The sequence below is a fragment of the Streptomyces sp. GD-15H genome (genome assembly GCF_045291515.1).
Taxonomy (GTDB): Bacteria; Actinomycetota; Actinomycetes; order Streptomycetales; family Streptomycetaceae; genus Streptomyces.
This window is the reverse complement of sequence record NZ_CP149447.1, coordinates 3,975,109-3,989,600: the sequence shown is the minus strand read 5'-3', so window position 1 is coordinate 3,989,600 and position 14,492 is coordinate 3,975,109. Positions and strand designations below refer to the sequence as shown.

The window sequence follows — 14,492 nt, the reverse complement described above, 5'->3', positions numbered from 1 at the left end:
CGAACCGTCCCGGGGGCTGAGCCGAGATGCCCCAAGGGCGACCGCTCGATAGCTAGGTGCTGGAGGATCCGTGGACCTGTCCCTGTCGACCGAGACCATGGGCGATCGCACGATCGTCAGGGTCGGTGGCGAAATCGACGTATATACCGCGCCCAAGCTGCGCGAGCAGCTGGTCGAGCTGGTGAATGACGGCAGTTTCCACCTTGTCGTCGACATGGAGGGTGTGGACTTCCTCGATTCAACCGGACTCGGCGTGCTGGTCGGCGGCCTGAAGCGTGTGCGTGCTCATGAGGGCTCGCTGCGCCTGGTCTGCAACCAGGAGCGCATTCTCAAGATCTTCCGTATCACCGGCCTCACCAAGGTGTTCCCGATTCACACCTCGGTCGAGGAAGCGGTGGCGGCCACCGACTGATCATCGGGTCCGGGCGTCCGCGTCCGGGCGGAGCAGTGAAGTACGAGGAGGACCGGGCTCTTCGGGAGCCCGGCCTCTCCACAGCACGCCCGAAGTCTGCGAGGGGGATGCATGGCCACCGTTGAGCTCCGCTTCAGCGCGCTGCCCGAGCATGTCAGGACCGCCCGACTGGTGGCGGCGGCGGTGGCGCGCAGGGCCGGAGTGGACGAGGCGGTCCTCGACGAGGTCCGGCTCGCCGTCGGTGAGGCGTGCACCCGGGCCGTCGGACTCCACCAGCACGGTGGAATCTCGGCCCCCGTGAAGGTGCTGCTGATCGAGGAGGAGAAGCAGTTCTCCATCGAGGTCGGTGACGAGGCGCCCCATCTGGCTCCCGGTGGGCGGACGCCCGGCGACGGGCCGGGAGGCGCCGAGGCCGAGATCGAGGAGGACGAGATGGGCCTCGCGGTCATCAGCGGACTCGTCGACGACGTAGAGGTCAGTTCAGGGGAGCACGGCGGATTGATCCGCATGAGGTGGTCCACCACGCCGCCGGCCACCTTCCCCGGCTGATCCGCCTGACCGGCTGACCCGATTCACCCGAACAGCGACTGCTTTTCCGAAGGGCCCCACCCGTGGGGCCCTTCGGCATGTGCGGGTGGTCACCACTCATGCTTACTGTGGTTTCCGTGCAGGCCGTTCCCGTGCGGTTCATCGCGTGAATTAATTCACGATCCATCGAGCGGCCGGGTGAATGCTCCAGTGGCATTACAGGTGATCATGGCGCGAAGGGCATGTGCGGCGATTTACATTTAACGCGCTCTGTTTTGATCAGGTTCCGGGTACCTAGAATCCCGTCCACATCTTGAGCTCAGCCCAAGCGTCAAGGAGGACGAATGGCGGGGCTTTCCATCCCACATCAGTCGGGTCAACCCATCTCTCTCGCAGCAGCCGTGCTGACCGACGACAACCGTGTGCTCGTGGCGGTCATCGGGGTCGTGGCACTGGCGGCACTGGTGGTCGCGGGCGTCCTGGTACGCCAGGTACTCGCGGCCGGCGAGGGCACCGACAGCATGAAGGAGATCGCCGCAGCGGTCCAAGAGGGCGCGAACGCCTACCTGGCCCGCCAGCTGCGCACACTCGGCGTATTCGCCGTCGCCGTGTTCTTCCTGCTCATGCTGCTGCCCGCGGACGACTGGAATCAGCGTGCCGGACGGTCGGTGTTCTTCTTGATCGGAGCGGCGTTCTCGGCGGCCACCGGATACATCGGTATGTGGCTCGCCGTACGCGCCAATGTGCGAGTTGCCGCGGCGGCCCGCGAGGCCACACCGGCTCCGGGCGAGCCGGAAAAGGATCTCACCGCCGTCTCGCACAAAGCGATGAAGATCGCTTTTCGTACGGGCGGCGTGGTCGGCATGTTCACCGTCGGACTCGGCCTGCTGGGCGCCACCTGCGTGGTGCTCGTGTACGCGGCCGACGCGCCGAAGGTGCTCGAGGGATTCGGGCTCGGGGCCGCGCTGATCGCGATGTTCATGCGCGTCGGCGGCGGCATCTTCACCAAGGCCGCCGACGTCGGCGCCGACCTGGTCGGCAAGGTCGAGAAGGGCATTCCGGAGGACGATCCGCGCAATGCCGCGACCATCGCCGACAACGTGGGCGACAACGTCGGCGACTGCGCGGGCATGGCGGCCGACCTGTTCGAGTCGTACGCCGTGACGCTGGTGGCCGCGCTGATCCTGGGCTCGGCCGCCTTCGGCGACGCCGGACTGGCCTTCCCGTTGCTGGTGCCCGCGATCGGCGTCCTCACCGCGATGGTCGGCATCTTCGCGGTGGCTCCGAGACGCGCCGACCGCAGCGGCATGAGCGCGATCAACCGCGGGTTCTTCATCTCCGCGGTGATCTCACTCGTCCTGGTCGCGATCGCCGTGTTCACCTATCTGCCGTCGTCGTACGCCGACCTCGACGGCGTCACCGACGAGGCGATCCAGGGCATGGACGGCGACCCGCGGATCCTCGCACTCGTCGCGGTGGCCATCGGCATCGTGCTCGCCGCACTGATCCAGCAACTCACCGGTTACTTCACCGAGACCACCCGGCGTCCCGTCAAGGACATCGGGAAGACCTCGCTCACCGGCCCGGCCACCGTCGTCCTCGCCGGTATCTCCCTCGGTCTCGAATCGGCCGTCTACACCGCCCTGCTGATCGGCCTCGGCGTATACGGGGCCTTCCTGCTCGGCGGCACGTCGATCATGCTGGCGCTGTTCGCGGTGGCGCTGGCCGGCACCGGCCTGCTCACCACGGTCGGTGTGATCGTCGCGATGGACACCTTCGGACCGGTCTCCGACAACGCGCAGGGCATCGCCGAGATGTCCGGCGACGTCGAGGGCGCGGGCGCCCAGGTGCTCACCGACCTGGACGCCGTCGGCAACACCACCAAGGCCATCACCAAGGGCATCGCCATCGCCACGGCCGTGCTCGCGGCGGCGGCGCTGTTCGGCTCGTACCGCGACGCCATCACCACCGGCGCGAGAGACGTGGGCGAACGGCTCAGCGGCGAGGGCGCGCCGATGAGTCTGATGATGGACATCTCGCAGCCCAACAACCTCGTCGGGCTCATCGCGGGCGCGGCGGTCGTCTTCCTCTTCTCGGGGCTGGCGATCAACGCGGTGTCGCGGTCGGCGGGGTCGGTGGTCTTCGAGGTGCGGCGGCAGTTCCGCGAGAAGCCCGGGATCATGGACTACAGCGAGAAACCGGAGTACGGCAAGGTCGTCGACATCTGTACCAGGGACGCCCTGCGCGAACTCGCCACACCCGGTCTGCTGGCCGTGATGGCGCCCATCTTCATCGGGTTCACGCTCGGCGTCGGGGCGCTTGGCGCGTTCCTCGCGGGCGCGATCGGCGCGGGCACGCTGATGGCGGTGTTCCTCGCCAACTCCGGTGGCGCGTGGGACAACGCGAAGAAGCTCGTCGAGGACGGCCATCACGGCGGCAAGGGCAGCGAGGCCCACGAGGCCACCATCATCGGTGACACCGTCGGCGACCCCTTCAAGGACACCGCGGGGCCGGCCATCAACCCGCTGCTGAAGGTGATGAACCTGGTGGCGCTGCTCATCGCGCCCGCGGTCATCCAGTTCTCCTACGGCGGGGACAAGAGCGTCGCCGTACGGGTACTGATCGCGGTCCTGGCGCTGGCCGTGATCGCCGGCTCGGTGTACGCGTCCAAACGGCGCGGTATCGCCGTGGGTGACGAAGGCAACTCCGAACCGGATCCCAAGGCGGTCGACCCGGCGGTGGTTTCGTAGGCTCAGCCACCGAGGCCCTGCTCAAGGTGCGGGCGGGCGACGCGAGTTGACGCGTCGCCCGCCCGCGTTGCGTGGTGTGCTTCCCCCTTGCCGTGAGGCTTCTCTCGCTTGGTGCAAATGGCTTCAAAAATTGTCTTAACGGACGTTCGGCGGGGGGATGTCGCCCATCTGGCGTGTATGTTCCGGGGCCGGGAGCCAAGGAAGGGGCCAATCCGGTGAACAAGAAGCTCGCGGCCGCACTGTCCGGCGGTGCGGTACTGGTGCTGGCGCTGACGGGATGCGGCGGCGACGACAGCAACGAGAAGCTGGATTCCTGGGCGAACCAGGTCTGTGACGCGGTGCAGCCGCAGGCGAAGAAGATCGCGGCCGCCAACGACGCGATCCAGAAGGAGACCTCGGACAACAGCACGCCGGAGGAAGTCCAGAAGACCGACTCGAAGGCCTTCCAGGACATGTCCGACGCCTACAAGGCGATCGGCGCGGCCGTGAACAAGGCAGGGGCGCCGGACGTCGAGAACGGCGAGAAGAAGCAGACGGACGCGGTCAAGGAGCTCAACAGCATCTCCGCGTCGTACGCCTCCCTGAGGAAGCAGGTCGACGGGCTCGACACGGACGACCAGGCGAAGTTCGCCGACGGCCTGAAGGACATCGCCACCGAGCTGGACAAGCTCAGCAAGAGCGGCAACGACGCCCTCAAGACACTGGAGGAGGGCGAGGTCGGCGAGGCGATGGCCCGCCAGCCCAGCTGCAAGACGGCCACCGCTCCGGGGCAGGCCACGCAGAGCTGACGGCGCGGCAGCCGAGTCCGGCACGGAACTCGTGACGGTCACGGCACGCGCGGGGTGAGGGCGGCGGCCACAATGGAGGGTGTGAGTAACACCGGCCTGCCGCCCCTGCCCTCGTCCCCCTCGGCTCCTTCGTCTGGTCATCCCGACACCGCCGCCCGTCTCCGCGACGCACTCCTCGGAACCTCCTTCACCGCCGACGGACTGCTCGAACTGCTCGGCGCCCCCGCGTACGCGGCGCTGGCCCGCGGCGAGACCGTGCCCGCGTTCCGGGCGACTCGCGGGGACACGCCGCCGGAGACGCTCGTACGGCTGTTCCTGTTGCAGCAACCCGTGCCCCACGCGCGTGTGGCGGACGTTCTGCCGGTCGACGCCTGCCTGGAGGACGGGTGGCTGGCGCGCGTCGGCGCGGACGAGCTCACCGCGACCGTGGACGTACGGCCGTACGGCGGGCCCGCGGGCGAGGACTGGTTCATCGTGTCCGACCTGGGGTGCGCGGTCGGCGGCGCCGGCGGCGTCGGCAGCCGGGAGGAGGGTGTCGTCCTCGGCGTCGGCGGGGCGTCCACGACCCTGGCCGGGATCACCGTCCGCACGCCCGCCGTCTCCGCGCTCGACCTCGGCACCGGCTCCGGCATTCAGGCGCTGCACGCCACCCGGCACGCCACGCGCGTGACGGCGACGGACGTCAACCCGCGCGCGCTGCACATCACCGCGCTCACCCTGGCCCTCTCCGGGGCCCCGGCCGCCGATCTGCGCGAAGGGTCGCTGTTCGCACCGATCCGGGAGGACGAGACGTACGACCTGATCGTGTCCAACCCGCCCTTCGTGATCTCGCCGGGCGCACGGCTCACCTACCGCGACGGCGGAATGGGCGGGGACGATCTGTGCCGCACGCTCGTTCAGGAGGCAGGGGGACGACTCGGCGAAGGCGGGTTCGCGCAGTTCCTCGCCAACTGGCAGCACGTCGAAGGGGAGGACTGGCAGGACAGGCTCAGGTCATGGGTGCCTCGCGGGTGCGACGCCTGGATCGTGCAGCGCGAGGTGCAGGACGTCACTCAGTACGCCGAGCTGTGGCTGCGGGACGCCGGCGACCACCGCGGCGACACGGCCGACTACCAGGCGCGCTACGACGCCTGGCTGGACGAGTTCGAGGCGCGCGACGTGAAGGCCGTCGGCTTCGGCTGGATCACCCTGCGCAAGTCGGGCACCGACCTGCCGTCGGTCACGGTGGAGGAGTGGCCGCATCCGGTCGAGCAGCCGCTCGGGGACACGGTGCGGACCCACTTCGAGCGGCTCGACTACCTTCGTACGCACGATGACGCGGCGCTGCTCGAGGCGAGCTTCCGGCTGACCGACGAGGTCGTGCAGGAGCAGGTCGGGCTGCCCGGCGCGGAGGACCCGGAGCACGTGGTGCTGCGCCAGAACCGCGGGATGCGCCGGGCCATCAGGGTGGACACGATCGGCGCGGGCTTCGCGGGCGTGTGCGACGGCACGATGAGTGCGGGCCGCATCCTCGACGCCATCGCCCAGCTCCTGGGCGAGGACCCGGTGCTGCTGCGCGACCGCACGCCCGCCCAGATCCGGCTGCTGGTGGAACAGGGGTTCCTGGAACCGGTGGGGTGAGCGGGCGGCCGCGAGGGCGGCGGGTGCCCGGCGGCGCGGCGCGCACGGTGCTGGGAATGTGCCCGGTGGGTGCTCGGGAGAGTGTTCGGTTCGCCAACTTTCGAGTCGTTCCGGACACCCTCACCGGGAGCCGGGCCGCACCCGACCGCCGCCACCCCCGCTCCCGTCCGCTCCTGCGTTCACCCTCGGTTCGCCTGCGCGCCGCTCGCGCGTGCCAGCCTCATCCTCGGGCCGGCCTCGGCGGCCGGGAGAAGGGGCTCAGGGGACCATGGAGAGCGGACCGGCGATCTTCGCGGGATTGGTGTTCTGCCTGTTCGGGGGCGGGCTGCTGACCTGGACGGTGACGCGCGTCCGCCGGCGCCGCCCCGTGGCCCAGGGTGTGAGCCCCGTCGCATCGGCCAGCGTCGCGAGCCTCGTCTCGTTGGTCTCCCTCGTCCTCGGTGCGTGGTGTCTCACCCGCCTCTGAGGACCGCGGGCGAACTGCGGATTCGAGTAATCGAGAGGCTGCGCTCCGCATGGGGGCGGGCAGGGTCTGGACAGTCCGGTCGGCAGGAACGGTGCAAGTCGGGTTACCGTTCGAGTGGCCGTTGCGGGCTTTTCCCGTTTGACACGGGGGCGGGAGGTACCGTCACACTCCGCAGCGTCACGAGCCGTGAATGCAGACCCGACCCCGGGACGACAGCCCGGGGAGGCCCCCAGTGTCGACCGGAGAGAAGAGCGAAGTTGTCCCCGACCAGCGAGACCGCGAAGGGCGGCCGCCGACTCGTCATCGTCGAGTCGCCTGCCAAGGCGAAGACGATCAAGGGCTATCTCGGCCCTGGCTACATCGTCGAGGCGAGCGTCGGGCATATTCGCGACCTTCCCAATGGCGCCGCGGAGGTGCCCGAGAAGTACACCGGTGAGGTCCGCCGTCTCGGTGTGGACGTCGAACACGACTTCCAGCCGATCTATGTGGTCAACGCCGACAAAAAGGCCCAGGTCAAGAAGCTCAAGGACCTGCTGAAGGAGTCCGACGAACTCTTCCTCGCCACCGATGAGGACCGCGAGGGCGAGGCCATCGCCTGGCACCTCCAGGAAGTGCTCAAGCCGAAGATCCCGGTCAAGCGGATGGTCTTCCACGAGATCACCAAGGAAGCGATCCGCGCGGCCGTGGCCAACCCGCGCCAGCTCAACCAGAAGCTGGTCGACGCCCAGGAGACCCGCCGCATCCTTGACCGTCTCTACGGTTACGAGGTCTCGCCGGTCCTGTGGAAGAAGGTCATGCCCCGGCTGTCCGCCGGCCGTGTCCAGTCCGTCGCGACCCGGCTCGTGGTGGAGCGGGAGCGCGAGCGCATCGCGTTCCGTTCCGCCGAGTACTGGGACCTGACGGGCACCTTCTCCCCCACCTCCGGCTTCGCTCCGGCGGGGGGACCCGCATCGGGCCGTGCGGAATTCGAGGGGAGCGGAGCGACTTCGTTCGAGGGTGGCGGTGGGCGACGGGCGGGCGCCTCCGACCCGTCGTCGCTGGTCGCCCGCCTCCAGACCGTCGACGGCCGACGGGTCGCGCAGGGCCGCGACTTCGACTCCCTCGGGCAGCTCAAGAGCGCGAACACCCTCCACCTCGACGAGGCGAACGCCCGCGCCCTGGCCGCCGCCCTGGAGAACACGCGGTTCTCCGTGCGGTCCGTCGAGTCCAAGCCGTACCGCCGCTCGCCGTACGCCCCGTTCCGTACGACGACGCTGCAGCAGGAGGCGAGCCGCAAGCTCGGTTACGGCGCGAAGGCCACCATGCAGATCGCGCAGAAGCTGTACGAGAACGGCTACATCACCTACATGCGTACGGACTCGACGACGCTGAGCGACACGGCGATCGCCGCCGCCCGCGCCCAGGTCACGCAGCTGTACGGCGCCGACTACCTGCCGCCGCAGCCGCGCACCTACGCCGGGAAGGTGAAGAACGCCCAGGAGGCGCACGAGGCGATCCGGCCCTCCGGCGACCGTTTCCGCACCCCTGCCGAGACCGGTCTGACCGGCGACCAGTTCCGGCTCTACGAGCTGATCTGGAAGCGGACCGTCGCCTCCCAGATGAAGGACGCCACCGGCAACTCCGTCACCGTGAAGATCGGTGGCACCGCGGCCGACGGCCGGGACGTCGAGTTCACCGCGTCCGGCAAGACCATCACCTTCCACGGCTTCCTGAAGGCGTACGTCGAGGGCGCGGACGACCCGAACGCCGAACTCGACGACCGGGAGCGCCGGCTGCCGCAGGTCGGTGAGGGCGACGCGCTCATCGCCGAGGAGATCTCGGTCGACGGCCACGCCACCAAGCCGCCGGCCCGCTACACCGAGGCGTCGCTGGTCAAGGAGCTGGAAGAGCGGGAAATCGGCCGCCCGTCGACGTACGCGTCGATCATCGGCACGATCCTCGACCGCGGCTATGTGTTCAAGAAGGGCACGGCCCTCGTGCCGTCCTTCCTCTCCTTCGCCGTGGTCAACCTGCTGGAGAAGCACTTCGGCAGGCTCGTCGACTACGACTTCACCGCCAGGATGGAGGACGACCTCGACCGCATCGCGCGTGGCGAGGCGCGGTCCGTGCCGTGGCTGAAGCGGTTCTACTTCGGTGAGACGGGACACGGCGACGACCTCCCGGCGGGCGGGACCGGCGGCGCCGCTGAGGCGGGCAACGGTGACGGGGACCACCTCGGCGGCCTCAAGGAGCTGGTGACCGATCTGGGCGCGATCGACGCGCGCGAGGTGTCGTCGTTCCCGGTGGGCGACGGCATCGTGCTGCGGGTCGGGCGCTACGGCCCGTACGTCGAGCGCGGTGAGAAGGACTCCGAGCACCACCAGCGTGCCGACGTCCCCGAGGACCTGGCGCCCGACGAGCTGACGGTGGAGTTCGCCGAGGAACTGCTCGCCAAGCCGAGCGGCGACTTCGAGCTGGGCACCGACCCGGCGACCGGCCGCCCGATCGTCGCCAAGGACGGCCGCTACGGGCCGTACGTCACGGAGATTCTCCCCGAGGGCACCCCGAAGACCGGCAAGAACGCGGTCAAGCCGCGCACGGCCTCCCTCTTCAAGTCGATGTCCCTGGACACGGTGACGCTCGACGACGCGCTGAAGCTGATGTCGCTGCCGCGCGTGGTCGGCACCGACGCCGAGGGTATGGAGATCACCGCGCAGAACGGCCGCTACGGGCCGTATCTGAAGAAGGGCACCGATTCGCGGTCGCTGCAGTCCGAGGAGCAGCTCTTCACGATCACGCTGGAGGAGGCGCTGGCGATCTACGCCCAGCCCAAGCAGCGTGGCCGGGCCGCGGCCAAGCCGCCGCTGAAGGAGCTGGGCGAGGACCCGGTCAGCGGGAAGCCGGTCGTGGTGAAGGACGGCCGCTTCGGCCCGTACGTCACCGACGGCGAGACCAACGCGACCCTGCGCTCCGGTGACAGCGTCGAGGCGATCACCCAGGAGCGCGGGTTCGAGCTGCTCGCCGAGAAGCGCGCCAAGGTGCCCGCCAAGAAGACGGCGAAGAAGGCTCCGGCGAAGAAGACGGCCGCCAAGAAGGCTCCGGCGAAGAAGACGGCGGCGGCCAGGACGACCGCGGCGAAGACCACGACCGCGCAGAAGACGGCGGCGGCCCGCAAGACGGCGGCGACTGCGGCCAGGACCGCGGCGACGAAAACCGCCGCCAAGAAGGCGACGGCTTCGAACGGCGCCGAGGACTGAGAGACCCTCAGGACCCTGTGCCGTTGTCCGCTCCCAGGTGTGGATCTTCGCCAATGGTTCGGAATGCGAACGCCCCGGCAACACTTCGGTGTCGGGGCGTGCGCATGTCAGGGCGGAGCACCGGGGTGTCGGCGCGGGCCGATAGGCTGAACGCATGATGCGAGCCGAACCGCCAGCGGCCCCTCAACCGGCCCCCGACGACGCACTGGTCGCGGACTCCCGCGAGCGCGCCATCCGCGCCCTGCTGCGCCGTCCGCAGCTGAAACGGCTGTGGAGCGCACAGTTCGTGGGTGGGGTCGGTGACATCCTTGCCCTCCTCGTGCTGGTCCTCCTCGCCCTCCAGGCGGCGGTCGCCGAAGGTTCGTTCGGCGGCGGCTACCGGGGCGTCGCGTTCGCAGTGGCGACCGTTTTCGGGGTGCGGATTCTCGCGACGCTGCTGTTCGGCGCCGTTCTCCTCGGCCCGCTCACGTCGCTCACCTCGCCGGACGGCCCGCTGGACCGCCGCTGGACCATGGTCGGCGTGGACGGGCTGCGGGCGGCCCTGCTCATCGTCGCCCCCCTGTGGATCGACTGGACGCCCGACGACGCCCTGGCCATCCTTCTCGTCACCACCTTCGTGACATCGGTCGCCGAGCGGTTCTGGACGGTGTGCCGCGAGAGCGCGGCGCCCGCACTGCTGCCCGCTCCGCCCCCGGAGGGCGCGGCGGTGCGGCCGTTGCCGGACCACATGGACGCGCTGCGCCGCCTGTCGCTGCGTACGGCTTTCGTGGTGGTGCCGGCCGCGGCCGTCGTGCTCGTCGTCGCCGGGCTGTTCAACAACCTGCTGGGCACGGGCATCGACTGGTTCGGGCAGCACCAGGCGGCCCTCGCCTCGTATGTCGCGGCCGGACTGTTCGCCGCGTCGCTGTCGATACTGACGTTCCTCGAGCTGCCCGCCGTGCGCACTCCGCGCCCGCGCTCGCCGCTGGAGGGGCTGCGTCGCCCGAAGAGCACCGCCGGCACCGGCCCCGACAAGGGCCGCACCGGTGCGATGCCGCTGCTGGTGCTGGCGTCCGCCCTGGTGGCCGCCGCGGTGTCGGCCGCCGTCGCCGTGTTCGTGCTGCACGCCAAGGACCTGGGCGGCGGGCCCGTGCTGTACGGCCTGCTGGTGGGCGCGCTGACCGGTGGTGTCGTCGTCGGCATACGGACGGCGCCCGCCCTGCTGCCGTCGCTGTCGCGGCGCCGCCTGCTCGCACTGGCGCTCGCCCTCACCGGCGTCGCGCTGCTGGCCGCCGGTCTGGTGCCGGACGTCACCAGCGTGCTGCTGCTCGTCGCGCTGGCGGGCGTGGGCGCGGGCATCGCGGCCAACACCGGGCACACGCTGCTCGACCAGGAGACCGAGGACCAGCGGCGGGCCCGTACGACGGAGCACCTGCACGCGGTCGTCCGTGTCTTCGTGGCGCTCGGCGCGGTGATCGCCCCGCTGGTGGCCGCGGCCATCGGGCCGCACCGGCTGGAGAGCGGCCGGTTCGTCTTCGCGCACGGCGGTGCCGCGTTCACGCTGATGCTGGTGGGTGCGCTGCTGCTGCCGGTGGCCGCGCTCGTCCTGGCCAAGGTCGACGACCGTTCCGGGGTGCCGCTGCGACAGGACCTGCGGGACGCGCTGCTCGGCGGCGACGACCCGGCGCCGGCCCCGGCGGGCACCGGCTTCTTCATCGCCCTGGAGGGCGGCGACGGGGCCGGGAAGTCCACGCAGGCCGAGGCGCTCGCCGAGTGGATCCGGGCCAAGGGCCACGAGGTCGTCCTCACGCGCGAGCCGGGGGCGACCCCCGTCGGCAAGCGGCTGCGGTCGATCCTGCTGGACGTCTCCAGCGCCGGACTGTCCCACCGCGCGGAGGCACTGCTGTACGCGGCGGACCGGGCCGAGCACATCGACACGGTCGTACGGCCCGCCCTGGAGCGCGGCGCCGTCGTCGTCTCCGACCGCTACATCGACTCCTCGGTGGCCTACCAGGGCGCCGGGCGCGACCTGTCGCCGACCGAGATCGCCCGTATCAACCGCTGGGCGACCAACGGCCTCGTGCCGAACGTCACCGTGCTGCTGGACGTGGCGCCGGAGACCGCGCGCGAGCGGTTCACCGAGGCGCCGGACCGGCTGGAGTCGGAGCCCGCCGAGTTCCACGCGCGCGTGCGGGCCGGTTTCCTCACCCTGGCCGCGGCCGACCCCGGCCGGTACCTGGTGGTCGACGCGGGTCAGGAGCCGGACGCGGTCGGCACGGTGATCCGACACCGGCTCGACCAGGTGCTGCCGCTCTCCGAGGCCGAGATCCGGGCCCGCGAGGAGGCCCGGCGCAAGGCCGAGGAGGAGGCCCGTCGCAAGGCGGAGGAGGAAGCGGCGCGCAAGGCCGAGGAGGAGCGCCTGGAGCGCGAGCGCCAGGAGCAGTTGGCGCGGCTGCGTGCCGAGGAGGAGGAGCGCAAGCGGCGCGAGCTGGAGGAGGCGCAGCGGCGCGAGGCCGAACGGCAGGCGGAGGAGGCCCGGCAGCGCGCCGAGGAGGCCGCCCGCCGAGCCGAGGAGGAGCGCCGGCGGCTCCTCGCCGAGGAGAAGGCGCGGGCGGAGGAAGAAGCCCGGCGCAGGGCGGAGGAGGAACGCCGCCGCAAGCAGGTCGAGGAGGAGGAGCGGCTGCGCGCCGAGGCCGAGGCACTGCGCCTGGAGAAGCAGCGCAAGGCCGAGGACGCGCTGCGGCGGGCCGAGGAGGCCCGCCGCCTCGCGGAACAGGCCGCGGCCGCGGCGGAGGCGGGACCCAAGACGGCGGGCGGAGCCGGCTCCTTCGGGGCGGCGCCGGGCGCCACGGACGAGACGGCGGTGCTGCCGAGGGTGCCGGGCAAGGGCCGGCGTGACTCGGGGCCTGCCGAGGCTTTCGGGCCGTCAGCGTCGTCCGGGCCTTCCGAGGCTGAGGTGACGACCGAGCTGCCGCAGATGTCGGTTCCGCCCCGGGCGGCCGACGAGACCGAGGTGCTGCCCGCTGTACCGCCGCCGGGTGACACGGAGGAGACGGCGGTGCTGCCCGCGGTCACACCGGACGACAACGAGGCGAGCACACGCGAGTTGCCCCAGGTCGACCTCGAGAACATGCCGGGCCGAAACAGGCAGCGCCCGGACTGGGCCGAGGAGACCCCACTGGACGACCTGCCGACACTGGCGGACGAACTGCTGGGCCCGCGCGACGACGAGCACGGTGACGAGGGCGGCCGGGGTCGGGGCCGCCGCCGCTGACACGAGTGGCGGTGCCTGCGGGCCCGCCACTGTCAGTGGTCGCCCCCACAATGGATTCGCGAGCGGACGCGACGCGCGTGACGCATATGAGGGCGCGCACGACGAGCACGAGGTACGCGGTGAACGTGAGGGAAGGGCGGCGGATGGAAGGGCGGCGTGACCCATGACCGTGTGGGACGACCTCGTCGGGCAGCAGCGGGTGAGTGAACAGCTCGCCGCCGCCGCCCGGGACGCCGACGCCCTCGTCACCGCCGCGGCGGCCGACGCCCCCGCGCCGACGGCGTCGAAGATGACCCACGCATGGCTGTTCACGGGCCCGCCCGGCGCCGGACGCAACCAGGCGGCGCGTGCCTTCGCCGCCGCGTTGCAGTGCGTCAGCCCCGACCGCGCCCTCGGCGGATCCCCGGGCTGTGGGTTCTGCGACGGCTGCCACACCGCCCTGATCGGCACCCACGCCGACGTGAGCACGATCGCCGCCGTCGGCGCGGTGATCCGGGTGGGGGACATGCGCGACACCGTCCGCAAGTCGTTCACCGCACCGGCGAACGGCCGCTGGCAGGTGATCCTCGTCGAGGACGCCGAGCGGCTGAACGAGAGCTCCGCCAACGCCGTCCTCAAGGCAGTGGAGGAGCCCGCGCCCCGCACGGTCTGGCTGCTCTGCGCCCCGTCCGTTCGAGGACGTCCTGCCGACGATCCGCTCCCGCTGCCGCCACCTCAACCTGACCACGCCCTCCGTGGACGCCGTCGCCGACCTGCTCGTACGACGCGAGGGCATCGAGCCGGACGTGGCAGCGGCCGTCGCTCGCGCCACCCAGGGCCACGTCGACCGGGCCCGCCGCCTGGCCACCGACCCGGAGGCCCGCGAGCGCCGCGCCGCCGTGCTGAAGCTGCCGCTGCGGGTCGACGACGTCGGGAGCGCGCTCAAGGCGGCCCAGGAACTCGTCGACGCCGCCGCCGAGGACGCCAGGCAACTGGCCGAGCAGATGGACACCAAGGAGACCGACGAGCTGAAGGCGGCACTCGGCGCGACCCAGGGCGGCCGGCTGCCGCGCGGCACGGCGGGCGTGGTCAAGGAACTGGAGGACATGCAGAAGCGCCGCAGAACGCGCACGCAGCGGGACAGCCTCGACGTGGCCCTGACCGACCTCACCAGCTTCTACCGCGACGTCCTCGCCCTCCAGCTCGGCTCCCGCGTCGCCCTCGCCAACACGGACGCCGAGGACACCCTGGAGCGCCTGGCGCGCGGCAGCTCCCCCGAGTCCACACTCCGCCGCATCGAGTCGATCGCCGCCTGCCGCGACGCCCTCGACCGCAACGTGACCCCGCTCCTGGCCGTGGAGGCGATGACTATGGCACTCAGAGCGGGTTGAAACCTCGTACCCCGCAACTCAGCACTCGTACGGGATGCGACTTCCGTAACTCGTACGAGGCACGACCCG

At 71.0% G+C, this 14,492-nt stretch carries 8 protein-coding genes and 1 pseudogene; all 9 read left to right on the top strand.

Annotated elements, in window-relative coordinates; translation table 11 throughout:
* Positions 1–70: 70 nt before the first annotated feature.
* The 9 genes and pseudogenes from bldG to WJ438_RS18565 all read left to right on the top strand — a co-directional run bounded on the left by bldG (position 71) and on the right by WJ438_RS18565 (position 14,423).
* Positions 71–412, top strand: a complete 342-nt coding sequence (bldG, locus tag WJ438_RS18605) for an anti-sigma factor antagonist BldG (RefSeq protein ID WP_003991900.1) — start codon at positions 71–73, stop codon at positions 410–412.
* A gap of 111 nt (positions 413–523) precedes the next feature.
* On the top strand, positions 524–961 hold the full coding sequence (locus WJ438_RS18600) for an ATP-binding protein (protein WP_406726250.1): 438 nt from the start codon (positions 524–526) through the stop codon (positions 959–961).
* A gap of 323 nt (positions 962–1,284) precedes the next feature.
* Complete coding sequence (locus WJ438_RS18595; protein WP_406726249.1) at positions 1,285–3,690, top strand: sodium-translocating pyrophosphatase; 2,406 nt, start codon at positions 1,285–1,287, stop codon at positions 3,688–3,690.
* Positions 3,691–3,905: 215 nt separating this feature from the next.
* A complete protein-coding gene (locus WJ438_RS18590) occupies positions 3,906–4,478 on the top strand; it encodes a small secreted protein (RefSeq protein ID WP_406726248.1) in 573 nt (190 codons plus the stop codon).
* 72 nt (positions 4,479–4,550) lie between these two features.
* The gene (locus tag WJ438_RS18585; RefSeq protein WP_406726247.1) at positions 4,551–6,098 is read left to right on the top strand and encodes a methyltransferase; all 1,548 of its coding nucleotides are present in this window, start codon (positions 4,551–4,553) and stop codon (positions 6,096–6,098) included.
* A 268-nt stretch (positions 6,099–6,366) separates the two neighbouring features.
* Positions 6,367–6,564, top strand: coding sequence for a hypothetical protein (locus tag WJ438_RS18580; protein WP_406726246.1), 198 nt, complete (start codon positions 6,367–6,369; stop codon positions 6,562–6,564).
* Positions 6,565–6,821: 257 nt separating this feature from the next.
* Entirely contained in the window at positions 6,822–9,800 is a 2,979-nt protein-coding gene (gene topA / locus WJ438_RS18575) for a type I DNA topoisomerase (protein ID WP_406726245.1), read from the top strand.
* A 154-nt stretch (positions 9,801–9,954) separates the two neighbouring features.
* Positions 9,955–13,053 carry a dTMP kinase gene (tmk, locus tag WJ438_RS18570; protein WP_406726244.1) on the top strand — a complete coding sequence of 1,033 codons (3,099 nt, stop codon included), beginning with the start codon at positions 9,955–9,957 and terminating at the stop codon, positions 13,051–13,053.
* 163 nt (positions 13,054–13,216) lie between these two features.
* Positions 13,217–14,423: pseudogene (locus WJ438_RS18565) on the top strand (DNA polymerase III subunit delta').
* Positions 14,424–14,492 lie beyond the last annotated feature (69 nt).